Source organism: Streptomyces sp. NPDC002730 (genome assembly GCF_042888805.1).
GTDB lineage: Bacteria > Actinomycetota > Actinomycetes > Streptomycetales > Streptomycetaceae > Streptomyces.
The window spans coordinates 1-26,732 of sequence record NZ_JBIAQG010000024.1 but is presented as its reverse complement, the minus strand read 5'-3'; the positions used below and the strand labels follow the sequence as shown (position 1 = coordinate 26,732).

At 70.5% G+C, this 26,732-nt stretch carries 31 protein-coding genes and 1 pseudogene; 30 read left to right on the top strand and 2 right to left on the bottom strand.

The features are described 5' to 3' along the window. The first annotated feature begins 30 nt into the window (after nucleotides 1-30). The 28 genes from ACFYXH_RS39710 (at nucleotide 31) to ACFYXH_RS39575 (ending at nucleotide 22,645) form a co-directional block, all read left to right on the top strand. Entirely contained in the window at nucleotides 31-1,134 is a 1,104-nt protein-coding gene (locus ACFYXH_RS39710; protein WP_389573955.1) for a hypothetical protein, read from the top strand. A 23-nt stretch (nucleotides 1,135-1,157) separates the two neighbouring features. Next, nucleotides 1,158-2,414, top strand: a complete 1,257-nt coding sequence (locus tag ACFYXH_RS39705) for an MFS transporter (RefSeq protein WP_389573952.1) — start codon at nucleotides 1,158-1,160, stop codon at nucleotides 2,412-2,414. 56 nt (nucleotides 2,415-2,470) lie between these two features. Next, a complete protein-coding gene (locus ACFYXH_RS39700; RefSeq protein ID WP_389573949.1) occupies nucleotides 2,471-2,968 on the top strand; it encodes a hypothetical protein in 498 nt (165 codons plus the stop codon). 108 nt (nucleotides 2,969-3,076) lie between these two features. Further along, nucleotides 3,077-3,493 (top strand): hypothetical protein, encoded by a 417-nt coding sequence (locus ACFYXH_RS39695; protein WP_389573946.1) that lies wholly within the window; start codon nucleotides 3,077-3,079, stop codon nucleotides 3,491-3,493. Continuing rightward, entirely contained in the window at nucleotides 3,490-4,266 is a 777-nt protein-coding gene (locus ACFYXH_RS39690; RefSeq protein ID WP_389573941.1) for a hypothetical protein, read from the top strand. Before ACFYXH_RS39695 ends, ACFYXH_RS39690 begins: the two co-directional genes overlap by 4 nt. After that, complete coding sequence (locus ACFYXH_RS39685; RefSeq protein WP_389573938.1) at nucleotides 4,263-4,856, top strand: hypothetical protein; 594 nt, start codon at nucleotides 4,263-4,265, stop codon at nucleotides 4,854-4,856. Before ACFYXH_RS39690 ends, ACFYXH_RS39685 begins: the two co-directional genes overlap by 4 nt. 342 nt (nucleotides 4,857-5,198) lie before the next feature. Continuing rightward, nucleotides 5,199-5,909: a hypothetical protein gene (locus ACFYXH_RS39680; RefSeq protein WP_389573935.1), complete on the top strand. Its 711-nt coding sequence runs from the start codon at nucleotides 5,199-5,201 to the stop codon at nucleotides 5,907-5,909. Nucleotides 5,910-5,938: 29 nt separating this feature from the next. Further along, entirely contained in the window at nucleotides 5,939-6,697 is a 759-nt protein-coding gene (locus ACFYXH_RS39675; RefSeq protein WP_389573933.1) for a hypothetical protein, read from the top strand. A gap of 57 nt (nucleotides 6,698-6,754) precedes the next feature. Further along, entirely contained in the window at nucleotides 6,755-7,114 is a 360-nt protein-coding gene (locus ACFYXH_RS39670) for a hypothetical protein (RefSeq protein ID WP_389573930.1), read from the top strand. A gap of 207 nt (nucleotides 7,115-7,321) precedes the next feature. Next, entirely contained in the window at nucleotides 7,322-7,729 is a 408-nt protein-coding gene (locus ACFYXH_RS39665; RefSeq protein ID WP_385309948.1) for a hypothetical protein, read from the top strand. Further along, nucleotides 7,726-8,088, top strand: a complete 363-nt coding sequence (locus ACFYXH_RS39660) for a hypothetical protein (protein WP_389573927.1) — start codon at nucleotides 7,726-7,728, stop codon at nucleotides 8,086-8,088. The genes ACFYXH_RS39665 and ACFYXH_RS39660 overlap by 4 nt, the downstream gene beginning before the upstream one ends. Nucleotides 8,089-8,403: 315 nt before the next feature. Next, complete coding sequence (locus ACFYXH_RS39655) at nucleotides 8,404-8,805, top strand: hypothetical protein (protein ID WP_389573925.1); 402 nt, start codon at nucleotides 8,404-8,406, stop codon at nucleotides 8,803-8,805. Further along, entirely contained in the window at nucleotides 8,802-9,608 is an 807-nt protein-coding gene (locus ACFYXH_RS39650; RefSeq protein WP_389573922.1) for a DUF317 domain-containing protein, read from the top strand. The genes ACFYXH_RS39655 and ACFYXH_RS39650 overlap by 4 nt, the downstream gene beginning before the upstream one ends. Continuing rightward, complete coding sequence (locus tag ACFYXH_RS39645) at nucleotides 9,605-10,414, top strand: DUF317 domain-containing protein (protein ID WP_389573919.1); 810 nt, start codon at nucleotides 9,605-9,607, stop codon at nucleotides 10,412-10,414. The genes ACFYXH_RS39650 and ACFYXH_RS39645 overlap by 4 nt, the downstream gene beginning before the upstream one ends. 49 nt (nucleotides 10,415-10,463) lie before the next feature. Beyond that, complete coding sequence (locus tag ACFYXH_RS39640) at nucleotides 10,464-10,814, top strand: hypothetical protein (protein ID WP_389573916.1); 351 nt, start codon at nucleotides 10,464-10,466, stop codon at nucleotides 10,812-10,814. Continuing rightward, on the top strand, nucleotides 10,811-11,632 hold the full coding sequence (locus ACFYXH_RS39635) for a DUF317 domain-containing protein (RefSeq protein WP_389573913.1): 822 nt from the start codon (nucleotides 10,811-10,813) through the stop codon (nucleotides 11,630-11,632). Before ACFYXH_RS39640 ends, ACFYXH_RS39635 begins: the two co-directional genes overlap by 4 nt. A gap of 67 nt (nucleotides 11,633-11,699) precedes the next feature. Then, nucleotides 11,700-12,299 (top strand): hypothetical protein, encoded by a 600-nt coding sequence (locus ACFYXH_RS39630; protein WP_389573911.1) that lies wholly within the window; start codon nucleotides 11,700-11,702, stop codon nucleotides 12,297-12,299. A 5-nt stretch (nucleotides 12,300-12,304) separates the two neighbouring features. Further along, nucleotides 12,305-13,066, top strand: coding sequence for a DUF317 domain-containing protein (locus tag ACFYXH_RS39625; RefSeq protein WP_389573908.1), 762 nt, complete (start codon nucleotides 12,305-12,307; stop codon nucleotides 13,064-13,066). A gap of 71 nt (nucleotides 13,067-13,137) precedes the next feature. Beyond that, the gene (locus tag ACFYXH_RS39620; protein ID WP_389573905.1) at nucleotides 13,138-14,928 is read left to right on the top strand and encodes a type IV secretory system conjugative DNA transfer family protein; all 1,791 of its coding nucleotides are present in this window, start codon (nucleotides 13,138-13,140) and stop codon (nucleotides 14,926-14,928) included. Nucleotides 14,929-15,009: 81 nt separating this feature from the next. Continuing rightward, the gene (locus ACFYXH_RS39615; protein ID WP_389573902.1) at nucleotides 15,010-15,468 is read left to right on the top strand and encodes a hypothetical protein; all 459 of its coding nucleotides are present in this window, start codon (nucleotides 15,010-15,012) and stop codon (nucleotides 15,466-15,468) included. Between the two features lie 18 nt (nucleotides 15,469-15,486). Next, on the top strand, nucleotides 15,487-15,774 hold the full coding sequence (locus ACFYXH_RS39610; protein WP_389573900.1) for a hypothetical protein: 288 nt from the start codon (nucleotides 15,487-15,489) through the stop codon (nucleotides 15,772-15,774). A gap of 104 nt (nucleotides 15,775-15,878) precedes the next feature. Beyond that, on the top strand, nucleotides 15,879-16,649 hold the full coding sequence (locus ACFYXH_RS39605; RefSeq protein WP_389573897.1) for a hypothetical protein: 771 nt from the start codon (nucleotides 15,879-15,881) through the stop codon (nucleotides 16,647-16,649). 841 nt (nucleotides 16,650-17,490) lie between these two features. Next, nucleotides 17,491-17,808 carry a hypothetical protein gene (locus tag ACFYXH_RS39600; RefSeq protein WP_389573895.1) on the top strand — a complete coding sequence of 106 codons (318 nt, stop codon included), beginning with the start codon at nucleotides 17,491-17,493 and terminating at the stop codon, nucleotides 17,806-17,808. A gap of 105 nt (nucleotides 17,809-17,913) precedes the next feature. Continuing rightward, nucleotides 17,914-18,786: a hypothetical protein gene (locus tag ACFYXH_RS39595; RefSeq protein WP_389573892.1), complete on the top strand. Its 873-nt coding sequence runs from the start codon at nucleotides 17,914-17,916 to the stop codon at nucleotides 18,784-18,786. Next, complete coding sequence (locus ACFYXH_RS39590; RefSeq protein ID WP_389573890.1) at nucleotides 18,783-20,054, top strand: DNA cytosine methyltransferase; 1,272 nt, start codon at nucleotides 18,783-18,785, stop codon at nucleotides 20,052-20,054. Before ACFYXH_RS39595 ends, ACFYXH_RS39590 begins: the two co-directional genes overlap by 4 nt. Then, a complete protein-coding gene (locus ACFYXH_RS39585; RefSeq protein ID WP_389573887.1) occupies nucleotides 20,054-21,172 on the top strand; it encodes a DnaB-like helicase N-terminal domain-containing protein in 1,119 nt (372 codons plus the stop codon). The genes ACFYXH_RS39590 and ACFYXH_RS39585 overlap by 1 nt, the downstream gene beginning before the upstream one ends. Nucleotides 21,173-21,227: 55 nt before the next feature. Further along, the gene (locus ACFYXH_RS39580; RefSeq protein WP_389573884.1) at nucleotides 21,228-21,839 is read left to right on the top strand and encodes a hypothetical protein; all 612 of its coding nucleotides are present in this window, start codon (nucleotides 21,228-21,230) and stop codon (nucleotides 21,837-21,839) included. Then, nucleotides 21,836-22,645 carry a hypothetical protein gene (locus ACFYXH_RS39575; protein WP_389573881.1) on the top strand — a complete coding sequence of 270 codons (810 nt, stop codon included), beginning with the start codon at nucleotides 21,836-21,838 and terminating at the stop codon, nucleotides 22,643-22,645. The genes ACFYXH_RS39580 and ACFYXH_RS39575 overlap by 4 nt, the downstream gene beginning before the upstream one ends. Here the strand turns inward: ACFYXH_RS39575 and ACFYXH_RS39570 are convergent. Continuing rightward, nucleotides 22,626-23,435: an ExeA family protein gene (locus tag ACFYXH_RS39570; protein ID WP_389573878.1), complete on the bottom strand. Its 810-nt coding sequence runs from the start codon at nucleotides 23,433-23,435 to the stop codon at nucleotides 22,626-22,628. The genes ACFYXH_RS39575 and ACFYXH_RS39570 overlap by 20 nt on opposite strands. After that, entirely contained in the window at nucleotides 23,428-24,834 is a 1,407-nt protein-coding gene (locus ACFYXH_RS39565; RefSeq protein ID WP_389573875.1) for a DDE-type integrase/transposase/recombinase, read from the bottom strand. The genes ACFYXH_RS39570 and ACFYXH_RS39565 overlap by 8 nt, the downstream gene beginning before the upstream one ends. A gap of 1,010 nt (nucleotides 24,835-25,844) precedes the next feature. Between ACFYXH_RS39565 and ACFYXH_RS39560 the strand changes: the two genes are divergently transcribed. After that, nucleotides 25,845-26,105, top strand: coding sequence for a hypothetical protein (locus tag ACFYXH_RS39560; RefSeq protein WP_389573873.1), 261 nt, complete (start codon nucleotides 25,845-25,847; stop codon nucleotides 26,103-26,105). 194 nt (nucleotides 26,106-26,299) lie between these two features. Beyond that, nucleotides 26,300-26,648: pseudogene (locus ACFYXH_RS39555) on the top strand (transposase); the annotation flags it as partial. Nucleotides 26,649-26,732: the final 84 nt, after the last annotated feature.

Sequence of the window (26,732 nt, the reverse complement as noted above, 5' to 3'; positions counted from 1 at the left end):
TCCCATCGAGCACGTGACTTCCGGCTGCGAATGGCCGTCATCGACCGCGAGACCGAGACCGCGCTCGACCCCACCCTGGACCGCTACGGACGGACCGTCCACCACCACCACGCCGCCGCAGCCGCCTGCGCCCGCCGGAATCAAACGGCCGTCGAGGCATACGCCACGTACCTCGCTGCGAATGCCGGCCACCTGCTGGACGCGGCCCGTCTTGCCCTCGACGAGATGCCGCCCGCCGGGCACATCGCCGCCTGGCAAGCCCTGCTGGATTCCCTCGCCGCCTCCCACTCCGAGATCGTCCGCATCCTCGACCGCCCCGCCGCCCCCGGCTCGGCGACCGAACGCGAACAGCACACAGCCGTGTGGCCGCACCTCGCCGTCTGGGCGGACCACGGATCCATCGCCGCCGACCTCGCCGACCAGCACCACCAGCCCGAACCCGAGCTGACCGACGAGGAACGGCAGATGTGGACCGAGATGGCCCAGGCCGCGCAGCGACGGGGCGAACTGGACCTGATCGAGTCGTGGTACGCGGCCGACGGCCGGCGCATCACGCTCGCCTACCTGATCGAGGACGACACCTCGACCGTGATCGCCCTGGCCGGCGACCCGGACGCGCCGGGCTGGGAAGTGATCGGGCACTACGTCCACGAGTACGCGGCCGGGCAGGCGCTGCCGCGAGCGGTCCCGCCGGGAGTCCTGCGGCCGGACGTCTCACGGTTCAACCGCCCGGCACCGACGCCCGAGGTGTCCCTGCAGGAACTGCTCCAGGACGTCCTCGAGGCACGTGCGGCCGGTGATGTCTCCGAGACGCTGCTCACCGCCACGCAGCACGGTCACGATGCAGGACCGATGGTCCGCATGCAGGAACTTCTCCACGTGGCCGGTCAGTTCGCAAGCGCTCTGGAGACCGTGCAGGGCCGACAGGCCGCCGCCCGGCTCGAGGTCCTCGGCCGGCAACTCGACTTCCTCACCCGCGAAGTCCACAACGCGGCCGAGGACCTCGGCGCCACCGTCGCCGTCCTGCCACCGCACCGCGCCCCCAAGCCGCCGCAGATCCGCCCGCGCCCCGCCCTGGACACAACGCCGCCAGCGCCGCCGCCCCGCACCACGGTCCCCACGCGCCGCCCCTAACGTCCCCTGACAGAAAGCTCCCGTTGTCCCTGACCGCCTCGACGGCCCCAGCACCGCACATCACCTACAGCGCGGTGCTGGGCAGCCCGCACGTCGCCCGCCTCCTCGGCGGCACCCTCACCGGCCGCCTCCCAAACGGCATGGCACCGGTGGCCATACTCCTGTGGACACTCGCGGCCGGTGGCAGCATCGCCTTCGGCGGCCTGCTGAGCGCCCTCTACGGGCTCGCGTCCGGGCTGTCCCAGCCGGTCAAGGGACGCCTCATGGACCGCTACGGCCAGAGGGCCGTGCACCTTCCGGCCGCCCTGCTCAACTCCACCCTGCTACTCGCCCTCCCTGTGGCCGGACCGTACGCAGGAGCGGCGCTCGCCACGACGATCGTCGTCGCCGCCGGTCTGACCACGCCGCCTCTCGAAGCCGGGCTCCGCGCCCTGTGGCCGAGCCTGCTGCCCGACCCGCGGCTACGGCACGCCGCCCTCGCCCTCGACACCGGCGCCCAGGGACTGCTGTACATCGTCGGCCCCCTCCTTGTCGCCGCGCTCGCCTCCGCGCACAGCCCCTCCCTCGCGCTCGCTGCCACCGCCGCCCTCGGTCTGGCCGGCACCCTCGTCGTCGCGACCGCGCCGCCGTCTCGCCACTGGCGACCCGCCCCAGCATCCGCAGACGACGGCCCGGCCCGGCGGCTGGCCAGTCCCGAGCTGGTGTCGCTGTTCATCGCCCTCACCGGCATCGGCTTCGCGATCGGCGCCCTGAACGTCTGGGCCGTCGCCATGGCCGAGCTGCACGGCCGGGACATGCTGTCCGGCTTGCTTCCCGCCTCATTCTCGGCAGGCAGCTTCCTCGGCGGCTTGGTCTACGGGCGCCGCACCTGGCCCGGCTCCACCACGCGCCAACTCCTGGCCGGCACAGCCGCCTTCCTGGCCGGGTGGCTGCCGCTGCTCGCCCTTCCCGGCCCGCACGCGGCCATCGCCGCGGTCGTCCTGCCCGGCGCGTTCCTCACCGTCGTGGTGGCCTGCGCCTACCAGGCCACCGACGCCCTCACCCCCACGGGTCGCACCAGCGAGGCGTACGCGTGGCTGATCCTCTCGATCGGCGCCGGCCAGGCCGCCGGCACCGCGCTCGCCGGACGCGTCGCCGACCACGTCCTCGCCAGCGCCGCGCTCCCCGCTGCCGGCGCCGCCTTCGCCCTCACCGTCCTGCTCTTCGCCTGCCCCGGCCACACCCCCGCCGAGCGCGGTCGGCAACGCCGCCCCCGTGCGGCCCGTCGCGGACGTGCCTGAGCAAGCGCCCTGCCCCCAACTTTCCGTTCTACAAACGTCTTTAAGGAGATCCATCTATGGCTGTCCGTACGAAGTGGACCGTCGAACACCCGTGTGGCCACGAGGTCGTCCATGACCTGTCCGACCGCCCCGCCGACCGCCGGGCCGGATTCGCCCGGTGGCTCGCGGGAAGGGACTGCTCTGACTGCTGGAAGGCCGCCCGCGACGAGGACAGTGCCGGCAAGGAGGCGTGGCTCGCCGCCAAGCGCGCCGAGGAGCAGCAGGCCGCCCGCGAGTGGGCCGAGCGGTTCGACATGCCGCCGCTCGAAGGACCCGACAAGGCCCTCGACTGGGGCGAGCGCTCCCGCCACCAACTCGTCACCGCCGCGTACAGCGCGCTGGTGAGCGAGGGCACCTGGGACGAGGCCGACTGGGCCGTCCTGGAAGACAAGATCCGCACCGTTGCCCGCGCCGGATGGTGGATCGACCAGCGTGACTCTGAGGGCACTGACTTGCCCGAACTCCTGGACTCCGCGGCGTCAGACGACATCGGAACGGAGAACCCGTTCCGGTAGGACGCGGGGGCTGTATACCCGACGATCCCCGGTTACCGAAACCGGGGATCGTCCGGATCATTGTTCCTCCCACCGCCTCCCCGCGCACCTCGTGGAAGGAACCCTGCTGTGCCCGTTTCCCGCCATCCGCATGCCCCCGGTGACATCGTCACCCCCGACCGGGACGTCACCCACGCCCACTTCCGGCCCGGTGACCAGGTCGTCATCCTCAAGGGCACATCGGGCAGCGAACTGTGGGGCGACGCTTACAAGGTCGTCACCCCCTCGTGGCACACCCCGACCGACGAGGACGGCTGGCGCCTGTACGACCCGGCCGGCGGCGAGCGCACGTACATCACCGCGCACCCGCGCTACCTCGTGCACCTGTCCAGCCGGTGCCCGGACTGCCTCATCTACCAGCAGGCGCTGCGCACTTACCTGGTCCCGCGCCTGGCCGACACCGAAGAGGACGTCGACTGCGGCTGGTACTGGGTCACCCACCTCAACCAGGTGGTGCACGTCGCTGACGCCCGGGGCGGCCGGTGACACACGCACTCGGCCCGGAGCGCGCCGCGGCCCTGACCCGTGCGGCTGCGGATGCCATCGAGGCGATCACCGACAGCGAGTGGCCGGTGCTTCTGGCCGAGGCACTTCGCGAACTGGAGGCGACCTGGCAGGAGTCGGCCGAGGTATGTACCGACGTCGCCTGGCGCGCCCGCGCCGCCCAGAACAGCGCGCTGGTACTGCTCACTCCCGAGCACGTCACCGACTCCAGCCCCGACCCAGTGATGTGGCGGACCTACCGGCACCTCTACCTCAGTGCGCTGCGCTACGACTTCCGCTGCCGCACCATCGAATCGCTCATGAACAAGGTGCCGGTGAGCGTGCTGAACGAGGACCCGTACAGCGAAGCGCTTTACGCCTTCTCGCGGTTGGGTCAATCACGCCCGGATGGCCTCGCCGTCATGGACCGGGTGCTCGTAGCCGCCTCCGCTCACCCCAAGACGGTGCACGTCCTGCTGCACGGGGTGTGGCTGGGCAGCCTCCTGCCCGGACGGGCTCCCATGCTGCTTGCCCTGGTGGGGCTGCTCCCCGAGGGCGGACTGAGCGATCCGATCGCACTGTTCCGCATGGCCTCGGCCCGGCGCAGCCTGGGCCACTACCCCGAGGCCCTCACCGCCATCAGCCACGCCCTGGAGCTACTGCCGCCCGGCGATCCGGCAATCCACGCCGACCTGGTCCGCGAGCATGCGCTGATCACCACTGCTCGCGACCTCACCCAACACGCCCTAACGAGCCGGAACATCACTCCTTCATGATCATTCGCATCCACGAGCGAGGCATCGATCCCAACGAAGCGGTCGCCGAGGCGCTGGACCGGCTCGTCAGCACTCGGGAGGGCCTGACCGACCACACGGTGGTCGCCCACTGGCCGGGCCTGGATCACTACACCCTCGACGACGAGCAGAGGACCTGGACGTCGGCCGATTGTGCCGAGCATCTGGACGACCCGATCTGGCAGCACCCCTTCGCGGCCAGTCCGCACGGCGACCGCCGCGCCATCTGTCACGTGTCCATACGCCTGCACCCGGACGACCGCGACCTCACCGGCCCCGAGTGGGCCGAGATCGCCCACCGGATCGCTCGCACCGCCGGCATCCAGCGCCCCGGGGACGATCACGGTTGCCGCTGGATCGCCGTTCAGGCGCAGCCCGGCCGCCTCGATCTCCTCGCCAACCTCATTCGGTCCGATGGCTCATGGACCACGCAGCCTTACCAGCTGCACAAAGCCCTCGCCGCGGAGAGCCGACGCATGGAGGCCGAGCTGGGCCTCATCTCGCCCCGCACCGGCCCCGATCCGCAGCAGGCCGTCCAGCAAGCCCGGTTTGCTGGACGCCCCAGCCGGTAGGCCGACACCGCCGATGCCACTGCGCAGGTCGCCGGTCTGCTGCGGCAGCTCGCCGACGACCGCACCGGGCCGCTGTCCACCGTGCGCGGCCTCGTCGAGCACGCCGCCCACCGTCTCGACCGCCTGCCGGCCGCGTACGGTCCCGACAGCGCGCACCAGCTGGAGCTGATCGCTCGCCGCCTGCACGGCATCCAACAGGATCTTGATTCCATGGCCGCTGCCTTGCCAGCAGCTGCTCGGACGGCCCCTGCACGACCAACGCCCCCTGCTCCGACGGTGACCGTTGCGCCCGGCCCGCCCGGCACCCGGCTTGCCCGCCGACACGTCTGAAAGAACACCTTCTTGGCCCTTGCCGATCGTTTCCTGACCTTGGGGCGCGACGTGCACTCCGGGGAAGTCCTCGCCCGCGGCGGGGATCCCGAAGCCCACAGCATCCTCCAGCGCACCGGCTTCGTCCCCGTCGTCCGCCTCCACGAGACCTATCACCGCCTGCCCGTCGGCCTCGACGAAGCCGAGGAGAAACGTCTCGCCACACGCGCCGTCGCCCGACTCCGCGCCGTCAAGTACGGCGTCGAAGCCGACGACGCCTTCGACACCGAGACACGCGAGCCGCACTATCTGCCGCTTGGATCACAGGTCGCGCACCTCGCCGAGCGGATCCGCGAAGCCACCACCAGCGACGAGGTCGCCGACATACTGACCGAACTGACGGCCTCTCACGACGGGGTGCTCATCGCTCTCGGCGAGGTGTTCGCGGCCACCGCGGCCTTCTATCAGGACCTCGGCCAGGCACCGGATCCGTACACCGCGAAGCGGTTGCGGTACCTCGCCGAGCACCGGCTCGCCGTCCTGTGGTCCGATCTCGCGCACATGCGCGACGACCTCGCCGACCGGCACCAGGACCATCCCCAGCGCCGCGCGTGCACCGCCGAGGTCGGACCGGACGAACGCGAAACCTCCGCAGTCTGCGCCTGCCCGCCGCCTCCGCCGCGCCTGGCCCCCAGCCCCGTCGCCGTGCCCGTCGCCCCCGCACCGGCACGCCCGCGGCGCTGACCCGCGCCCCTTCCCTTTTCGAGGAGACCATGCACGACCCCACCCCCGACACCAGTCTCGGCTCGTTCGCTGCCGTCCTCGCCGGCGAACTGCCCGGCGCCTGGAGCAGCACGTACCACCCGGACCGCGGCAGCAACAACGACCACGGCGCCCTCACCGACCGCGTATGGGACATGAACGACGTCGCCGACGCTCTGGCCAAGCACACCGTGGACCACTGCGCCGTCCTCACCCGCGACGACGGAACCCGCCTGTTCGTCGCCGACCCGCCCGGGCACGGCAAGGGCTACCTGATCGCCGCCATGGCCCCCGACGACGCACCGGACGAGGCATTCCGTGGCGTGCGCGAGCCCGACGGCATAGCCGCGGTCGCCGATCCGTTCAGCGCCGCCGAGGACATCACCCACGACCTGCTGCCGCGGTACGACAAAGCCCTCGCCCAGGTCCGCAGCAACGCCGCCTGGCTCGCGGCACCGCGGCCCACCGAGCCAGAACACGTCGTGATGACCTGGTCCGGTGAAGCCATCGTCGTCGACAAGCCCGACCGTGCCGACGTCACCAAGGCCCTGACCGACCACGGCTTCGTCTTCGCGCCAGACCGGAACGCTTTCGTGTTGTCCGGGGACGACACCGCCCACCAGGCCGCCTCCGTGCGAGCCACCGGAGATCGTCTGTCCGAGCTGGGCATCGGCACCGTGCTGCGTCATCCGCAGGCTCGGTCCGCCCTGGGCACCGCCCCGGTCGCGCCGCCGGGCCCGCCCGTCACCTCCCCGTACCGGGGCCGATGACGCCCCGCGGCGAGGACGAACTGGTCTCCTTCGACCTCAACTACGTCACCATCACCCGTGCCCCGCACCCAGTTGGTCCTCGCCATCGGCGGCGGGCATCCCGCAGACCGCCGGCGACTTCCACTCCGCCCCGGGCGCCGCTCGCAACTACCACCGTCTGCCGCACCCGTCGAGGAGCAGCGGCACGGCGCCACCGCCGCCGCCCACGCCCTGCTCCTCGCCGGGTACAGCGTCCACCTCGATCCCTCCCCGAACACCCTGACTGCTCCGGACGGCGACCGGCAGGCAGCCCGCCGCTACCTCGCCCAGCTCGAGTCGCGCGCCCGCGCCGCCGAGACCGACCGCGACGTTGCCGCCCTCCTGACAGAGATCGCCGCACCGGAGGAAGGGGTGCTCCCGCAGGCGGTGCGGTCCTAGATCTCCACATGGGCGACGTGGGGCAAACGGCTCCGCGAAGCCGGACTCGATGAAGAACCGGCGGAACAGCTGATGGAGAGCACCAGCAGCCTGTCCAACCACACACGACGCATCACGCTGATCCGCGACCAGGCCGCACCGCACGCCACCTCGTCCGCGCCGTCCACGCGACGGCGATAGCCCCGACCCGCACAGGAGCAACCGCACGTGGGAAACCGTGCCGACGACGAAGGCACCGACGTCACGATCTACCTCAAGCCCCTCACCGATACCGTTCACGCCGACACCCCGACCGACGCGCCCGAGCAGCTGCTCGCCCTCCTCGACAACCTCGGCTTCGAGCGCCGGACCCTACCCACCCCCGGGCCCGTCTACGTCTGGCACGAAGCACCCGCCCACCTCGACGCGGACGCGAAGAAGCAGCTCGCCACCCATGCGGTGCCCTGGCTGCACAAGGCCGGATACGTGGTCCACATCGACGATGACATCTGGGACGCCGCCGCCTACACCGACGCCGCAACGGCCATGCGCAACCAAAGCGCCCCAGCCCCGCCGCCGCCCGCCATGGCCGCAGTACGCACCACGGACCGTCCGGCAGGGGCACGCCGCCGGTGAGCCTCGCCGATGAATACAACATCGACGTCACCTTCTACCACCGCGACACAACGATCTACGTCGACACCCGCACCGGCGCCTCCGAGCGTCTCCTGGCCCTGCTCGACGGCCTCGGTCTCGACCGGCACAGCGCCCTGGACAACGTCTGGCATCAAGTCCCCGACCAGATGGACGAGATCGCCATGACGGCCATGGCCGACCGGGCCGCGCCCCTGCTGGCCCGTGCCGGATACCGGGTCGACATCGACGCGGGCCTCTTCGGCGGCACGGCCTACCGCGCCGAACTCGCCGCACAGGCGGCACACCGACAGCCACCGACACCGGCATCGCGCTCTGCGCGACCGCGCCGTACGCGCTAACCGCCCGACAACGCCGGCCCCGGCCCACCGGGGCCGACCCCACCCTCCCCAGGAGCCCGCCGTCACTCACGAACCCGACCGCACGCCACCCCCCATCACCGCCAGCCGCAAACCCCGTCTGGTCACCGCCCTGTTCCGCCGCTACCTGCGCGCCGTCACCGTCGGCAGCCGGGAGCGCACCATCCCGCTGGCGGGCGGACGCCCCGAGGCAGCCCTCGACGAAGCCCGCCGCCGCGACGCGCTCCTCCTCGTCGACAGCTACCGCATCCCTCAGCACCACAACCAGCACCCAGCACCGGCCTGTTCAGGAGGCACATGACCGACTCGAACCTCCCTTCCGTACAACTGGCTGACAGCATCGCCGGCCAGATCGGCCAGCTCCGCCGTCTCTTCGCCCTGGCGCCGCCACACGAGGCGGCCCAGATCCTCGCAGACGTCCTGGACAACGACACCGGCATCCTCGGCGAGGTCACCCAACTCGTCGAAACCGGATCGCGATTCGCGAAGGTCCACTCCGAGCACGGCGTCCTGCCGCCCGAGGTCTGGCTCGCACTCGGCCGTGCCGCCAACGAACTCGACAGCGTGGGCGTCGACCTCAACGAGCACACCGGCACGATCAAACAGGTGGCCAGGCCCTCCGCCCCGTCCAGCAGGCCGGCCGGCGCGCCGGCCGCCGTGCCGGTCGCCTCGGCGATGGTCATCCGGCGGCGCCGGTGAAGAAGAACCAGCAGTGGACCGGCTGGGGCCCCACCGGCCAACAGGCCCTGCGGCACTACCTCGTCGAGCCCCGCCACCTCGCCGGCGGCGGAGACCTGCGCTACGTCACAGAGTTCCTGCGCGCCTCGGGCTGGCGGGACAAGTCCAAGACCGGCGGCCCTGTCGTGTTCGACAGCCCGGACAAGTCGGTGCGCATCGGGTACGACCCGTACACCCAGCCCGGCGGCTGGACCATCAGCGGGAAGCCGACCAAGACGCAGGAGGCGTGGCACGCCACGCTCGGCCGGCAGGTCCCCGTCGAGATCGTGGCCGGAGTCACCGACGCGCTGACCCGGCCGCGCTCCGCGCACGCTCCCAACGTGTGGGCGCCGCTTGAGGCACAGGGCTGGGAGACCGAACGGGGACAGCACTTCACCGCCCGCAGCCGGGACGGCGACGCCGTCGTCCGCTTCCACCAGTCCGCTCCGGGACAGGCGCACTGGTGGGCCGGTGCCCGCAATGAACACGGCCGGGTATGGGAGGCGATGTTCACGCCGACCACGCCGATGCACCTGGTGCAGGCGTTCAGCACCGCGCTCGCCGATCCGCAGCCGGTGATGCGGCCCCTCGGTCACGTCCCGCCCTCCCAGAAGATCCGCACCACCTCCGTGTCCGTGTTGCCCTCGCAGCTCAGCGCGTGGCAGCAGGCCCGGATCACCGCGGCCCGCGCCGCCACCTGGGCCAGCAACACCTTCGCCACCAACAAGGCGCGTCCCCAAGGCCCCGGTGCACGCCCGTACGCCAAGGCCGGGCGGATGCGGTGAGCCACGAACGCTTCTACTCCCGCGTCAACGGCCCCACCCTGCACCGCGTCAACGCCGTCCGCCGGCTGGACGAGGTGTCGCCGCGGCACCTCGCCGGCGGGGGCGATCCCCGGCACGTGACCGAGTACCTGCTCGCGTCCGGCTGGAGCAACCACTCGGTCGTCGGCTTTCCGCATGTGCTGCTGGAGAGCCCCGACCACCACCTCCGCCTTACGCTGGAACCCGAATTCGACACACACAGCGTCTGGTGGCGCATCCACCCGGCCGAGAACCACGAGTGGTCCGCCCAGTTCGGCGGCAATACGCCCGTCGAGGTGGTCGCAGGGTTCACCGACGCCCTCAACAGCGCAGCCCCACCGCCGGAGACGGACCTGTGGCACCTCGCAGCCGGCCGGGGCTGGTCCCTGCTCCGGACCGGGAGAGAACGGGCCGCTCTGTCCCCGGATGAAACCGCGCTCCTGTCCTGGGTCTCCTCGCTCGCCGAAACACCCGTATGGCGCTGGGCCGTCCAAGTCTCCGTCCCCCCCTCCGAGGGGCGGCACCGGTGGATCTGGAACTCCTCCATCGACGAAGCCGCTCCGGCCGCCGCGCTCGCCGACCCCACTCCGCTGCTGCGCACAAAGGGGCAGACGCCGGGCCTCACCTTCGGCTTCCTCGGCTCCCACCGGAGCGTCGTCACACCGGAACAGCACCGCCTGCGGCATCTGCAGCGGCTCGAAGCCGCCCGGCAACCGGGACCGCCCGGACCTTCCTCAGCAGGGCCGGCGCCCCCACCCGGCGAGGCCCGCCACAGGAGACGCCGCTGAACAGGCACCCGCAGAACCTCCCGAATTCCCGCTCTCCGCAAGGATGTTGATGCCCCACCCCTCTCTTCCCAGCTCTGACCAGGTCGCGCAGGCGACCGCCACCCTGGCCCAGGTCAAGGACTATCTGCGCACCGATCCGCCCGCCTCCGAGGTACTGCCGCTGCTCGCCGGCCTCCTCGACGAGGACACCGGCATCCCCATCCTGCTCGGCGACGTCCTGCGCAGCGCCGCGCGTCTCATCGCCCAGCAGACCAGTGCAGATACCGACGAGATCCGACTGATCATCACCGGGCTCCGGGAGGCCGCTCAGGAAGCCACCGACTGGCATGTCCTGCACTGGGACGTGCAGCACCTGAGCGGTTACACGTTTGAGCCCGCCGGCCCGCCGACGGCCTCGTGACCCGTCCCTACATCGCCAGCAGGGCCGACGATCCCCGGTCCCGCATCTGGTTCGACACCACGCCCCGGCACCTCGCAGGTCCCGGCGACCCGCGCCATGTCACCCAGGCGCTGCGGGCCGCCGGGTGGAAGAACTACGGCGACCCCGACTTCCCCCACGTCGTTCTGGCCAGCCCCGACTACCGGCACACGCTCGTCCTGGAGCCCACGCCGGATTCGTTCGCGTCCTGGTGGCGGATCTCTTCGAAGCAGTGGCACGCCTCCCTCGGCGGCAACACGCCCGCCGAGATCATCGCCGGATTCACCGACGCCCTCCTGCAGCCCGCACCGGAGGTCGGGCCTGACATCTGGCCGACGCTGCAGGCAGTCGGCTGGAGCTACGAGCGCGACGAACGGGGCAACGAACGTGCCCGCCATCCGGACGGCGTCACCACCATGGAGCGCTCAGCGACGCTGGACAGCAACTGGTTCAGCTGGACTGCCGAAGTAGCGCTGCCCACCGGCCTCGGCGGTCACCGGCGACTGTGGCACGCGTACTTCGACGACCGCACTCCCCGCCACCTGCTCTCCGGCTTCGCCGCTGCCCTCGTCGACCCCGCGCCCGTCTCCCGTGGCCACTACGACGTCCCGCATTCCCACCTGGTCACTCAGGTGGAGCGTGGCGCCCGGGGCGAGCAGCTAGCCGCAGCCCATGAGGCGCGGCTGAAAGCCAGCGAGTCCGCCGCCCGCAAGGCCCGTCGCAGTGCCCCGCCCACCGCGCGTCCTGTTCCGGCGGCACTCGCCGCCGAGCCGCCCGTATCTGCGGCCCGGAGCCGCTGAACCGTGCGGAGCGGTCCCGGCCGCTCCGCACCACGCCCCCATCACATCCGTCGTCCAAAGGCCCTTGTTGACCATCTCAATCGAACCCGGGAGCCCGTCCCACCGGCTCTGCCTGAGTCAACTCGCCATTTATCTGCGGCACAGCCGGCAGATCCTCGCCGCCTGGGACCTCTACTCCGACCAGCGCTCCGACCCCAAGACGTTCCAGCCCCACGACGAGGACGCGTACGGCCTGCGGCAGCACAAGCGCGACGCCGACACCCTGTCCGCGTTCGGCCGGGTGTACTGCCACGCCGACGAACTGGTGCACGTCGCCGAACAGCAGCTCGCCCAGCTGTCGCCCTCCGACCGGACGCGCCGCTACGCCTGGCAGGTCCGGGAAGTGCACGAGGCCACGGAACGCCTGTACGCAGTCCACGATGACTGGCGCGCGGTGCGCGACGCGCTGCCCGAGAGCGCCGTGCCCGGCACGAAGGCGTACGAGGAACCGCTCGCCGAGAGCTACGCGGAAGCCTGGTCCTACCTCGACCAGTGGGCGATCCACGGCCAGGCGCTCTTCGCCGTCAACGCGCTGGCGCAGAAGCAGTCGACGGCATCCGCGCCGACACTGTCGACGACGGCGCCCGTGCCCAAGGCCGCCGCCGCATCGTCCACGGTCCGGCGGTGACGGGCGTGAGCGACACCGTCGAGCTGACGCTCGTCTCCCCGGTCTATCTCGCCGGCCGCGGCGATCCGGGCTGGGGTACCGTCCCTCTTCACCGGGCCAGCGGCTGGAGCTACGGCCACGATCCGCTGATGCCCCGTGTCCTGCTCACCAGCCCCAACCAGCAGGCGGCGCTGCGGATCGACCCGGACCCGGACGAGCCGTGGTGGACCATCGGCCACGCCCGCACCGACGACCAGCCGGCGTGGACGGCCACCTTCGACGCCCACACGCCAGTCGAGATCATCGCCGCCTTCACCGACGCCCTCACAAACCCCCGCGCCCTGCGCGCTGCCACACCGCCCACCGCTCTTCTGCGGCAGGCAGGTTGGCGCGACGACCCCCGCCAGAGCGGCCTCGTGTCGCCCGACGGCGTGGTCCGTGTCAAGTACACCATCGAACACGGCCTCGACCACTGGTTCATCACAGCCGCCGACGGCCGCACCCCCGACGATGAGTTGTGGGGCGCGTGCCTGGACGGCACCACCCCGCCCCATCTGGTCGCCGCCCTGACCCGTGCGCTCACCGACGCCACCCCCGTCATCCGTGATCCGGACCGCATGCCCGGTCTTGGCGTGCGCCACCGGCACGACGTCAGGCAGCACGTGCCCGTGGCGACGGTGGCCTTCGCGCTGGAGAACCGCGTCAAGCATCTGACCGGCCGCCATCCGCAGCCAAGTACGCCGCCCGCGCAGCTTCCGTCCGGTGCGCCTCCCGGCAGCACGCCCTGACCCGTACGGCCGCCGCCCGCACTTGCCGCTGAGCGCGCGCTCCACCCTCACCCGCCCCAGGAACCGCCCTCTTGCCGAACTCCTCCTCCCAGTCCACCGACGGCTACGACATAGCCTTCAAGATCCTTCTCGGTGCCATCGCCGTCGCCGTGCCTCTGTCCAACCTCGCCTGGCTCGGCGGCAATCTCACCGCCTGGGCCACCGCCTCCGGCACCGCCACCTACCAGCCGGTTCAGGCCCTCCTGCATCCCGCCCAGCTGTGGCCGGACCTGAGCGAAACGCCCCTCCTACTCGGCGCGCGCATCCTGCCCGGCGCCGTGCTCGTCGCCCTCGGCATCACCGCCGCGGTGCTCTGTAAGCGGCACGGAGGCGGCAGTGGCGGGCGCAAGATGCGCGTCGCCGGCATGGCCAAGCAGCGAGACATTGAGCCGCTGATGTCCAAGGCCGTCACCGACAAAGCGCGGTCGCTGCGCCCGAGCTTGAAAGACGCCAAGCACATCGACGCGGCCGACACCGGCATCCTCCTCGGCAATCTCCAGGGCACGAAGCACGAAGTGCGCATGGGATACGAGGACGTCGCCGTCGCGATCATGGCGCCCCGATCCGGTAAGACGACCAGCTTGGCGATCCCCTCGATCCTCAACGCGCCCGGTCCGGTCCTGCTCACTTCCAACAAAGCCGCGGGCGACGCCTACACCGCGACACTCGACGCGCGTGCCGCCGTCGGCCGCACCTGGTCGATGGACCCGCAGCAGATCGCCCACGCCGAGCGGACGATGTGGTGGAACCCACTGGCCGACGCCAAGACCCTCGACGGCGCAGGGCGGTTGGCCGGTCACTTCCTCGCCGCCTCCATGGACGCGAGCCAGCAAGGCGACTTCTGGTCCAAGGCCAGCAGCAACATCCTGTCCCAGTTGTTCCTGGCCGCCGCACTGGACGAGCGGCCGATCACCGACGTGATGGCCTGGCTCGCCTTCCCCGCCGACCGCACCCCGCTCGACATCCTGCGCGACCACAAGTTCGCCGCAGTCGCCGCCCAGCTCAAGGGCACCGTGGAGGGCCCGCCCGAAACCCGGGACGGCATCTACGAGACGGCCCGCCAGTACGCCGCCGCCCTGCTCAACAGCGAGATCGCCGCCTGGGTGACCCCGCAGAAGGACGTTCCGGAGTTCACGCCGAGGACGTTCGTCACCTCGAAGGACACGCTCTACCTGCTCTCCAAGGACGGCGGCGGCGGAGCCTCGGCCCTGATCGCCGCGTGCGCGGACAGCGTGATGCGGGCCGCGACCGCGCAGGCCGAACGTGCCGGCGGGCGCCTCGACCCGCCGATGCTCGCGATCCTCGACGAGGCCGCCAACGTCTGCAAGATCAGCGACTTGCCCGACCTGTACAGCCACTTGGGCTCGCGCGGCATCATCCCGATCACCATCCTGCAGAGCTACCGGCAGGGCCAGAAAGTCTGGGGCGACGCGGGCATGGACGCCATGTGGTCCGCCTCCACCATCAAGGTCATCGGGTCCGGCATCGATGACCCCGACTTCGCCGACAAGCTGGCCCGGCTGATCGGCGACCACGACGTCGAGACGACCTCCACCTCGACCTCGGAGTCCGGCAAGTCCACCTCCGTGTCCATGCGACAGGAACGCATCCTGGCCGCCGACGCCATCCGCGCGCTGCCCAAGGGCACCGCGCTCGCGTTCGCCACCGGCATGCGCGCGGCCATGCTCGACCTGCGCCCTTGGTATCTCGAGCTCGGCGCCGACGAACTCTCCGCCGCCTCCGCCCGCGCCTCCAAGGGCATCACCGCCCGTGCCGTCGCCAAGGCCGCCCCGAAGCAGAGCGACTTCGGCCCGGCCGCCTAAGCACCCCCGAGCCCGGCGGCCGCACCCAACCCGACGGGAGACGAGCCCCATTCACCCCTGCACGACCGCGCGGCGTCGCTCATGACCGAGCCGCCCGCCGAAACCCTGCTCTTCGACGTGCCGCCACCGCCCACCCCCGTCGAAAGGCTGCTCCACCTGGCCGACCAGTACACCCAGCACATCGACGCGCTCGACCTCCTCCTGCGCGCCACCGACCCGCCCGCGCCGGATGCCCACACCGCCTCCGCGCAGCGTCTGGCAACCGACACCCAGTCCGCCATCAAGGCGATCCGGGGCGAACGGCTCTATGAGAGCGTCGAGTTGACCGAGACGGTCATGCGGCTGAAGCAGCTCACCTTTCTCACCAGCGCCTCGGCCGACCTCAGCGCCGGGGCCGCTCGCGAGCTGACCGCGCTGGCCCCGGAAGCTGCCGTCAGCTGCGCCGTGACGCTGGCCGCCGAGACGCGGCGGCGCCGCTGGGCCACCGCGCCGGACCCCGACGACCGGCTGAGCGCCGTTCAACGCACGGCCCTGACCTAGATCGCCTGCGGACACGTCGTGTCCACCAGCTCTCTGGGCCGCGAGTTCTTGCGCTCCCGCGAACCCAAGGTGCTGATGAGCACCCTGCGCGCCCTGGAGACGAAGGGCCTGGCCGAAAGAACCCCACGCTCGGCGCACGCCGCCTACGTCGGCGGCCCGCCGCTGGACCGCGTGCGTCTCACCTCTGCAGGCATCACCGCCCTCGCCTCGCTCATCGGCTCACCTCCAGCAAGGCCGAGCACCGCGCCCGGGACCACGCCCCACCCCCTCCCCGCCACCGCGCAGGCCACCACCCGAAGCCGCTGAACCCTCACAGGAGCCATCCCATCCCCACGCCCCCACTCGACCTCCACGAACAAGTCCGCCAACTACGGCAGTTGGCGCGCGACTTCGAAGCCCCCAAGGCGCGCGTGCGCGACGTTTCCTACACGCCTGGCACGGACGCACTGCGCCACATCAGCCCGCTCCTGCTCACGGCACAGGACCTCGCGGCCACCGCCCTGGTGCGCCTGACCGCGCTCGACAACAGCACGTACACCCACATCGCCGGCAGCCGCGCGAGCCTGGAGCTGCTGGCCTCGGTCGTGTCCTCGTCGTCGCTCGCCGGCACCGACCTGGCCCACGTGGTGCTCACCAACCCGTACGAGGGCGCGCAGTTCGCCGGCTACCCGGCCGACGAAGAGGCGGTGCGCACCGCCCGTCACGCAGAGGCCATTCCGAAGATGAGCGGGCACCTCGACGATGCCGTCCACCAGCTCGACCTGTGCGCGATCGGCTGCCGCTACCTCGCCCACGGCATCACCGAAGACCTGGTCACCGGGCAGGAGCACAAGTCGGCGGCCGTACGGCAGACGACGGGCCCCGCGCTGCCCCCCGCCCAGTACGACGCCCTCACCGCCCTGAACGGCGGAGGCAATCTGTATGAGAGCGCGACCCGCGGGCTGGGCGTGACCCGTGTCGCCACCGAGGACGGCACCCGCGTCTCCATCGCCACCTACCGGGCCCTGGCCAAGCGCGGACTCGTCACCCGCGACACCAGCACTTCCCTGGCCATCGGGCAGAAGATCACCGTCACCGAGCAGGGGCAGCAGGCACTTGCCCAGCCGCGACCCCACGCCGCGCTGTCGCCCGCAGTCGCCACCCCGCCCAAGGCCGCGGTCTCGCAGGGAGCCCACCGGTGACCTCTTACGTGCCCGACGACCGGGTCATGGTCTCCCCGCGGTACATGGCAGGCGCCGGCGACCGGATCGCCGACGCGATCGGCCCACTGATCCACCTCTTCGGCTGGCCCACGCAGCACGGCGCTGCCACCGGCCACGTCAAGATCGACAGTCCCGACGGTAGCGCAGGAGGCCCGGCAAGAGGCCGGCCGGCGCTTCACACTCGTCACCGGCCTCACCGCCCTGGGCTCCACGGACGCTCTCGCAACCGCCGAACTCTTCGTTGCCGAACGCCGGCACCGCGGCTTCGTACCCGAGTACCAGCCGCCTGCCCTCTCCCACGCTCAGAGCACCGCGCTGCGCGCGGTAGCCCGCGGCGACGCGCGATCACCAACGACAAGCCCTACCTGCGCCGCGAGGACATCCGCGTCAGCATCAGAGAGCCGCGGCCTGGTGATGCGCGAGGACTGCCCGGACTGATTCCGCGACGAGCGCCTCCATCTCACCGCAGCGGAGCGCTGCGACCTCGCCGCCTCGTTCGCACGGCCACGCCCCACCGGTCTGACCACCACACGCCCAGCTCCACCAGTACCGACGGCCGCTGCCAGCCGTTCCCGCTGAACCCGCCCTCAACTTCCCGGGAGACCTCACGCCCTCCGACACCCCCACGGCGCACGACATCGCGCTCGCCCTGGCCGCCCAGGTCCACCCCGACGCCACACCCCGCGACGTCGTCGTCCACTTCACCCTGCGCCGCCCGGCCGCGCCGCGCTACGACCACAGGTCCTCCGGCGGCCCCGCGAACGGCATCGCCCAGTCACTGCACGCCCGGCTCTACGGACTACCCGACGACCCGGGCCCAGTGCCCACCGCCCTCGACCAACTCCTCCAGTCCGTGACCACCGCCCGCGACGGAGACCAGCAGCACGCCGTGCTGGCCCAGCTCGCCGAGCAGCTGCGCAACGCCGCCGAGATCCTCGAATGGGCTCGCGACAACGCCCACTGGCGTCAACTGCCCGCCCCCACCTGGGAATGGCTGCGTACGGCCACGGACGCCGCCCGCGACCTCGCCGACAGCCTCGACGAGGTAGGCCCCGCCTTCGCATCACCCTGTGCCCCCGCCGCGGCCCCTGCCCCGCCGGCACCCGCCGCGCACCGCGCCCCCACTCCCCGCCGCTGACCGACCCGCCCACGGACAGCGCCCCGCTCACCACAAGGACGCCCCATTTCCGCCAACCCCGTATTCCGATCCATCTCGCTCGGTGCAGGAATTCAATCCAGCGCCATGCTCGCCCTGTCCGCTGAAGGAATTCTCCCCAAAGTCGACTACGCCATCTTTGCCGACACAGGATGGGAACCGCAGGCCGTTTACGATCACCTCAACCGCCTGGAAAGAGAAATAGCCGAACCGGCAGGCATCCCCATCATCCGTGTCTCCTCCGGAAACATTAGAGCGGACGCACTCGACCCCGATCACCGGTTCGCTTCCATGCCTCTCTACATCCTCAATCGGGACGGAAATGCAGGGATGACCAGACGGCAATGCGCAGGTGAATACAAGATAAAGCCGATCAAGAAGAAGGTGCGCGAACTCCTCGGATTTCCCCACCCCACACGCATTCCGAAAGGTATGTTCGCGGAGCAGCGGGTCGGGATTTCGACCGATGAATTCCATCGCGCGAAGGACTCCGACGTCAAGTACATGCGCAACCGACATCCACTCATCGATATGGGATGGTCACGCAGTGACTGCGTGCGCTACCTGACGTCACTCGGACTGGCAGACACCCCGAAATCAAGCTGCCTCGGCTGCCACTTCCACGGAAACGCACAGTGGAGGCACATCCGGGACACCTCACCGTCGGAGTGGTCGGACGTGGTCGAATTCGACGCAGCTATTCGGAAGGGAAATGCGCGCGCCAACGCCACCGGCAACCGGCTCCTGGGTCAGGCATTCCTGCACCGCTCGCGCGTCCCCCTCGGCGAAGCGCCGATCGACCACGTCACCGCTGCCGAATGGGCCGCGCTCCAGCAGGAACTCGGTACAGGCGAAAACGACGCGGACGACTTGGAGCAGGGCGTCCTCGACGGCTGCTCCCCATGGGCCTGCCGCGGCGAAGTCGAACCAGTCCAGGATGACTTCGGGCTGGCCTCGTGACGGTGCTGGATCTATTCGCCGGCCCCGGCGGCTGGAGCCACGCGCTGACCGTGCTCGGAGTACGGGACGTCGGCCTGGAATGGGACGAGTGGGCCTGCAAGACGCGTGCCGCAGCAGGCCAGCTGACGATCCGGACCAACGTGGCGATGTACCCGGTCTGGCCGTTCCTGGGGACGACCACCGGGCTGATCGCGAGCCCGCCGTGCCAGGCATGGTCGATGGCCGGCAAGCGCCTCGGGCTTCTCGATCAGCCATTGGTCCACCAGGCCGTCGCCGACCTGGCACAGGGCCGCGACACCCGCGAGAGGCTGCTCGCCTCCTGCCGCGACGAGCGGTCGCTCCTGGCGGCCGAGCCGATTCGCTACCTGCATGCCCTCAACCAGCACGGCCAGCCCGAGTGGGTGGCCATGGAGGAAGTCCCTGACGTGCTGCCATTGTGGCGCCAGTACGCGGCGATCCTTCGCACCTGGGGCTACAGCGTGTGGACGGGCATCCTGAACGCCGCGGACTACGGCGTGCCGCAGACCAGGCGGCGAGCGATCCTGCTCGCCTCCCGCACCCGCACCGCCGAGCCCCCGCCGCCCACACACGTCAAACTCGCTGAGCCGGAAAGCCTGTTCGGGCCGGGCCGCACGCAGTGGGTGTCCATGGCCGAAGCTCTCGGCTGGGGCGCCACCGACCGGCCCGTACCGACCGTGTGCGCCGGCGGCGGGCCCGGGGGCGGCCCCGAGCCATTCCCCTCCGGATCACGCAAGACCCTCGCCGACGCCCGTGACCGCGGCACGTGGAAACCGCACCCCCGTTCCGTGGTGCTGAAGTCCCGTCGTGAAGGAGCGGGTTCGGCCGAGCGTCACGGAAGCTGGGAGAACCGGTCAGCTCATGCACCAGCCCCGACGTTCACCGACGAGGCGCACCGATGGTCGTGGTCCCTGCGCAGCAACAACCAGGCGAACGCGACGGTACGCCGCGCGGACGAACCGGCCGCCACCCTCTTCTTCGGCCACCGCGCCAACGAATGCGTCTGGGTGCCCGACCCCGTGGCCCCCGACGGCCTCGACGAGGAGCAGCCGGCACCGGAGTCCATCCGGATCACCGCCGTCGAAGCGGGTCTGCTTCAAACGTTCCCTGCTGACTACCCGTGGGCCGGGAACAAGGGGCAGCAGTTCTCCCAGATCGGCAATGCCGTGCCACCCCGGCTCGCCGCACACCTGTTGGCCCCGCACCTCGGCAAGACCCTCACTCCCGACGACTTCACCCTGGCCGCCTGATGCCCCATCCCTCCGACCCGTTCGAGGACGACCTGGACGACCTGCCCCCGCCACCGGCCGTGCACTACGCCGAGCAGGCTCTGCTCGGCGCACTCCTCCTCGATCCTCACCGCCTGTCCGAGATCGGCGCTCTGGAAGCCGATCACTTCGACAACCACGCCCACGGCGCGCTGTTCCGCGCGATGCTCGAGACACCGGCGCCCGACCCCGAGCAGCACCGTGACAGCCCGGCTTGGCTGAACGCGGTTCTGGACGCTGCCCGCCCCAACGCCCCCGGGCTGACGGCCTCCTACCTGCACACCGTCATCCAAGTCTGCCCATGGCCCCAGCACGCGATCAGCTATGCCCGGATGATCCGTGCCGACCACGCCCGGCGCAGCCTGCGCATGCACGCCGAGCGCCTGGCCCAGACCGCCAGCGACATCACCCTGCCTCACCGGGCCGCCGCCACCGTCCACCAGGCCGATGCCCTCGCCCGCTTTCTGGACGACCTGTCCGGACGGTTCGCCCCGCACCCCGGCTCGCTGCCGCGCACCCCGCTGCAGCCGGCACCTCCGCGCGACGTCGGCGAGGACGCTCTCGACGACGAGCGGTTCCTGCTCGCCTCCGCGACCGCGCACCCCGCCGAGGCCAAGAACATGCGCTGGCTCGTCGCCGAGGACTTCGCCGTTCCCCTGCACGCCGCCGTGTGGCAGTGCCTGACCGCGCTCACGCACCGAGGCGATCCCATCGACCCGGTCACCGTGCTCTGGGAGGCCCAGCACCGCGGCCTGCTCGCCCACGACGTCACCCCCGCGAGTCTGCTCGCCCTGGTCGAGACGCCGGTCGGCTCGCCGGAGCACTGGGGCGAGAAGGTCGTGCAGCGCGCCCTGCTCGCCCGCGCCCAGGCCGTCGCCGCCCGCATCACCGCCTACACCGACGACCCGGCCAACTCGCCCCACCAACTGGTCACCGGAAGCCGTCGCGCGCTGGCCGACCTCACGGCCCTGCGCACCCGTTGGCAGCACACCACCGCGCCCGCCACGCCGGCCTCACCGCGCACCGCACGCAACCCATCCGCCCCTCGGGCTGGCCCGCCTCCTCGCGTCACCGCTCCCGCCGCACGAGCCGCCCGCTAGAACACCCCGGTCCGGCCAGCGCCCCACGCTGGCCGGACCGGTGAATCGAGTTCCCTTGTCCGACGCCCCGACCGGCACGAGCGTCCACCTCGCGCTGCATCCCGAGCACCCCAGCGCCGTCATCGCCACCGTCTCCGGCCCCCGCACGAACACGGCCCGCGCGCTCCTGAGCATGCTCGCCTTCCGCCCGGTCGACGAGCACACGATGCTGCTCGCCCGCATCGACCACGAGGAGCCGTACTACGCCAACCTGGCCGCCAGCCTCCTGCGCCAGGAGCAAGCCACGGTGCACATCACGCCCGAACTGCAAAAGGAAATCGACACCGAATGGACCTGGGCCGGCCACCCCATGCCCTGGCTCAACCGCGACGAGATCCGCCTGGCATCCGCCGAGGCCCAGCAGATCCACGACGAGATCCAGTCGGGCCGCCTCGTGATCCACCTCCACGCCGACGACGGCCACACCATCGTCGCCGCCGGCACCTACCAGCACGCCGTTAGCGTGCACCTCCACGGCGAAGACCACCTGCGCGTCGTTTCCGGCTCCTACGACACCCCCAACGAAGCCATCACCGAGTTCGAGCGCCTCTACGGCGAGGCCGTCCGCACCGGCCCCGCACCCGCCACGGACACCGAGCGCAGACCGCCCAGGCCACCGCCACCGTGATCACAGGAGCCCCCGTCATCGCCTCGGAAGCCCCACGCGAGCCGCCCGTCCCGAAGACGGAGACCGTTGCGGTCCACGCCGCCGATCCAGGAGACCACGAGGCGCTCCTCGACAACTTCCTTGAATCGCACGGTGACTGGGAGCGCTATAGAACCTGGGACGAAGACAGCACCGTCGCCAACCACGAATCGCTCACCCTGCGGGCGCTCTTCGACCACGAGGCCCAGGGGCGCGATACCAAATGGACGCTCGCCGCATACGAGACGCCGGTCAGCGAGCGCCTCTGGTACGCAACCGCCGCCACCACCCCCGCCGAGATCGTGCGCACCATGCTCAACTCCGCCGCCAGCGAGTCAGCATGGGGCCCAGCCGCCCTCACGGAGACCACCATCACCCAGGCGACGCGCCCGCTCGCCGACGCGGGCTGGAAGCAGACCATCGAAGGCCGCTACATCCGATGGGATATACCCGGCGAGGAAGCCGCAGGCATCCAGTTCCACGCCTTCGCCGCCGGCCAGAAGCCCGGCAGTCTTCTGCCGACCTGGACCGTATGGGGCGGCAACGCCATCCACCAGCCCACCTGGGCCCTGGAGCTCTCCGCGCACTTCCCAACACCCCTTCTACAGGACATCACCTTCGAACTCGCCGTGTTGGGCGACGCTGAAAATGCCGATGCCCGCGTCACCGAGGGTGCCGACGAGCGTGAACGGGGTCGCCCCGCTGAGGGGGTCTCAGCGGGGCGATCGTCGGCGAGGTGTCGCGGTGGTCGGCAAGGTGCCGGTTGGTTCAGTCGAGGACTTCGGTGACGGCGGACTGGGCGGCTTTCTCGTCGACGAGTGATTTGCCGGCGGCGAACGTGGCGACGAGGGACTGCAGGCAGAGGTTGTTGACCGCGCGGGGGAAGCCGCGGGATGTGGTGTGGATGAGGGTGACCGCGTCGTCGGTGAACAACTGATCGCTGCGGCCGGCGAGGCCGAGGTGGTGCTTGATGTAGCTGGCGGTCTCGGCGGAGGTCATGCCGGGCATCGTGTAGCGAAGGGCGGTCCGCTGTTCGAGGGCGGCAAGGACGGCAAGTTTCATGGTTCGCCGCAGGGTCGGCTGGCCGACCAGCAGGCAGGACAGCGGTGAGTCCTGGTCCATGGCCGTGTTCGTCAGCATCCGGATGGCTTCGAGCTGTTCGTAGGACAGCAGATGGGCTTCGTCCAGGACCAGCACCGGGGTGCGGCCGCGTTCTTCGCGTTCGGCCGCCAGGGCCAGGCCGGTCTGGGCGGTGAGGCGGGAGCCGAGGTGGGAGGGCTGCTGGCCGAAGGCGGTGACGATCGCCTCGTGGATGCCACGTACTCCGATCATGGGGTTGGGCAGGTAGATCACGGTGTGTTTCGACGGGTCGATGCCGTGCAGGACGGTGCGGACGGAGACGGTCTTGCCCGCGCCGACCTCGCCGGTAACCACTCCGATGGAGCGTTCGGAGATGCACCAGGTGATGCGGGCGACGGCTTCGTTGTGGGACGCGTGGCGGTGCAGCATGCCGGGGGCGAGATCGCGGCCGAAGGGCATGCGGTTGAAGCCGTAGTGAGCCTGGAGTTTCTCAATCACGGTGGTCCTCCGAGGGGTTGGCGACCAGGTCGGTGAGGTCGACAGTGGGCGGCATCGGCTCGCCCAGGGCCGCGTAGTTGACCTTGTCGGCGAGCTCGGCCTTGTGGGCGGTGTCGATCAGGCCGAGGTAGTCGATGCCGGTGGTCGCCCGGGGTTCCTCGGCGGGGGTCTCTGGCCGGGCCTTGGGGTGGGAGTGGCGGCTGACCTGGTAGGGCAGCGCGGTCCCGGCGTCCTGGCCGTTCGCTCTCACCCGCAGGAAGGACAGGTCGAAGGGGTCGAAGACCAGCTCGACTCGCTGGCCGACCAGCAGAGGGTCGACCTGGTAGCGGTTGCCGTGCAGGGACACCAGCGCGGTCTTGGACACGGTGCGGTGTTCTGACCAGCGGAAAGCTTCCGCGAGGTCGGCGGGGTTGGGGACCTGGAGCGGGCGGTCGCCCATCCAGCGGGCCAGCGGTGCGGCTCCAGTCTCGGAGTGCACGCGGCGGTGGTAGACGTTCTCGGTCCAGGCCGTGAACAGCCGGTTCATCTCCAGGAGGCTGTCGATCTGCCGTCCCGCCTTGCCGTCGCCGGAGGCGATTTCGACGACGAACTCGCTGTTCACGGTGCGGAAGAACCGCTCGATCTTGCCCCGGCCCTGTGGCCGTCCGGGAGTGGAGTGCACGAGCTTGATCCCAAGCTTCGCGCAAGCCCTGAGCAGCCAGGAGTCCACGAAGGCGGAGCCGTTGTCAACGTAGATGTATCGCGGGACACCCCGCGCGGCCAGGGCCGGCCGCAGGGCCGCGGCGAGACGGACGGTGTCCTCCGCGCACCCCCACCGATGCCCCATCACCGCCCTCGAGTGATCGTCCACGAACGCGAACAGATACGTCTTGCGGCCGGCGACCATGGGCCCGTGCAGGGCGTCCCCGGTCCACAACTCGTTCGGGCCGTCCGCCTCGAACCGCGCGAACACCGCGGACGCGGCGGGAGCCTTCAACGCGTCCAGGCCCTCGCGGACGATCATCCGCTGAATCGTGCGCTCGTCAGGCGCCCAGCCCCGCTGAGCTCCGATGATCCGGCGGATCTGTGCCGCCGACCGTGACGGATTCTCCTTCTTCAGAGCGGCCGCCAGGTCGAGGATCTCCTGCGGTGTGCGGGGCCGGGACTGACGGGGTGAGGGGACCAGGGCCTCGAATCCCGCCCGCTTCCATTCGTAGATCCAGCGGTCCAGGGTCCACCGCGTGATCCGCACGGCCCGACCATCCGGGTCGACATGCGTCATCGACGCCAGTTCCCGTACCAACGCTCCGCGTTGACGACGCGACAGCGTCGGATCTGCCGCTTCTCTGATCAGCATGTAGCGGAACAGGCCGATCGCCTGAGCCCGCTCCAGCCGTGTCTGGTCTTCCTGACCTGCCATCTGACCACCAGCCCTCTCACGCAGCGTGAACACACACGCGTGACGGTGACTGCCAGTGTCGGCGTGGCGTCAGAGTCGACTGGTGTTGATCGTTTCCGAGGGCCAGGACGGCGCCAGCAGTATCCCGCGGGAGACAGCACAGGCCACCAGCCAGGGCGACACCTTGCCGACACTCGGCCACCGCGACATGACCGACCACCAGGCCCCGACCACCGCACTGACGGCGTCCGCGAAGACCGTGCGGGCCGGCTCTGGAGGAGCCGGGTCAACCCCGGCATCCACCAGCACCACCGTGAAGAACCGCCTGACCCGCTCCGCCCGGGAGGCGAACCTTCGCAGCCACCCGCGAACCGTCTCAACCGGACGGCCCAGCCTCTCAGCGATCACCCGAGCCCCCGCCCCCGCTGCCTTCGCAGCAAGGGCCGACCCGATCACCTCAGCCAGATCCGCCCGCCTGACCAGCGCGAACACCGGTAGGAGCACATGTGACATGCCACAGCCCAGACATCTCGCCCGCCGGGGACGGACCCCGACCCGCCTACCGGCCGCATCCCGCAGTACGCGCGAACGTGCCCACCCCCACGGCCGCAACGAGCCAGAACAATCCGGGCATACCAACTCGCCCCGCACCAGACGAACTTCAACCCTCACCGGGTCAGCCTCTACCGTGAGCACAGCGCCTCCGCGCGCTACACGGCCCTCCCGGCGCTCGGCCAAGAGATACCGGGAGGGCCTTTCACATGCCCTTCGTCGGCAAGGTGCCGCCCCAAATCTGCACCTCTTCGTCGGCAGGCACGCTTACCGATCACGTCGGCACGAAGCTGCCCAGACTGCCGCACTCGTAGGCATTTTCAATGACGTCTAACACTCGCCGAAGGACAAGGCGTACGGTCCATCCAGCCGATACCTTCGGGAGGTCCGGCGCTGCCTACCGCCCAGGCCGGTACGACGGTGTCGCCACCGGCCCCCCTCCATCCCGGACGGCGCCGGTGACTCCCTACCCTGAAGAGGTGACGATGTCCGAGGGCAGCGAGGGCAACACCTACTGGCACCACGTTCACGGCTTCACCACGCTCGACGGGCAGTACATCGAGTTCGAAGAGGACGCCATGCTGCCGGCCCAGCGACGTCGTGACCGTGCGATACCGGCCCAGCAACCCAGCCCGCACCGCCACCATCATGGGCTCCGGCGGAGCCTCTTCGGCATCCTCATCACCGGGGTTTTCGTGCTAATCGGCATCCTGTTCGTACGCCTGAGCTTCGACCGGTAGGCGCACCCGTGCGCGCGGGCTGCGTCCGGCGACCCGCTGCATAGTCACTGGCATGGATACGGACAACCAGCACGCGCCCCTGGCCCAGGTGGAACAGTCAGTCCGTGAATTCACCAACGCAGAGGGTGCGCTCGCGGAAGCCCAGCAACAACTAAGACCGTGTCCTACATGGCGAGTTGGCAGTTGTTCTGGGCATGGGGAGTGGACGGTGGGGATGGATCGTTCCGGAGGGCCTGTGGGAGATAGCCAGGCCGTTGTTGCCGCCGGCTCGCGTGTGACCGCAAGGCGGGGGGGGTCGCGAACATCGATGACGAGGCGGTCTTCGCCGCGATCATCTACGTACTGGTCAGCGGCTGCGCCTGGCGGGCCTTACCTCCGTGCTTCGGGGCGTCGAAGTCGACCGTGCATCGCCGGTTTGTCATCTGGTCCCGTGCGGGGGTCTGGGGCCGGCTGCATCAGAAGGTTCTCCAGCTCCTGGACGAACGGGACCTGGTCGACCTCTCCCGCGCAGTCCTCGACTCTGCTCATGTCCGCGCTGAAAAAGTGCCCCTATGGCTTTCGTCAAGCGGTAGCGATCTTGGGCGGTTCGTAGAAGGTGCCGTCCCGGAGCATGGCGAAGAGGACATC

Bases quoted from the DNA above. Each gene is read 5' to 3' on its own strand.
- ACFYXH_RS39710 (WP_389573955.1), top strand. From the start codon at position 31: ATGGCCGTCATCGACCGCGAGACCGAGACCGCGCTCGACCCCACCCTG.
- ACFYXH_RS39700 (WP_389573949.1), top strand. From the start codon at position 2,471: ATGGCTGTCCGTACGAAGTGGACCGTCGAACACCCGTGTGGCCACGAG.
- ACFYXH_RS39685 (WP_389573938.1), top strand. From the start codon at position 4,263: ATGATCATTCGCATCCACGAGCGAGGCATCGATCCCAACGAAGCGGTC.
- ACFYXH_RS39675 (WP_389573933.1), top strand. From the start codon at position 5,939: ATGCACGACCCCACCCCCGACACCAGTCTCGGCTCGTTCGCTGCCGTC.
- ACFYXH_RS39655 (WP_389573925.1), top strand. From the start codon at position 8,404: ATGACCGACTCGAACCTCCCTTCCGTACAACTGGCTGACAGCATCGCC.
- ACFYXH_RS39640 (WP_389573916.1), top strand. From the start codon at position 10,464: ATGCCCCACCCCTCTCTTCCCAGCTCTGACCAGGTCGCGCAGGCGACC.
- ACFYXH_RS39615 (WP_389573902.1), top strand. From the start codon at position 15,010: ATGACCGAGCCGCCCGCCGAAACCCTGCTCTTCGACGTGCCGCCACCG.
- ACFYXH_RS39595 (WP_389573892.1), top strand. From the start codon at position 17,914: ATGCTCGCCCTGTCCGCTGAAGGAATTCTCCCCAAAGTCGACTACGCC.
- ACFYXH_RS39585 (WP_389573887.1), top strand. From the start codon at position 20,054: ATGCCCCATCCCTCCGACCCGTTCGAGGACGACCTGGACGACCTGCCC.
- ACFYXH_RS39565 (WP_389573875.1), bottom strand. From the start codon at position 24,834: ATGGCAGGTCAGGAAGACCAGACACGGCTGGAGCGGGCTCAGGCGATC.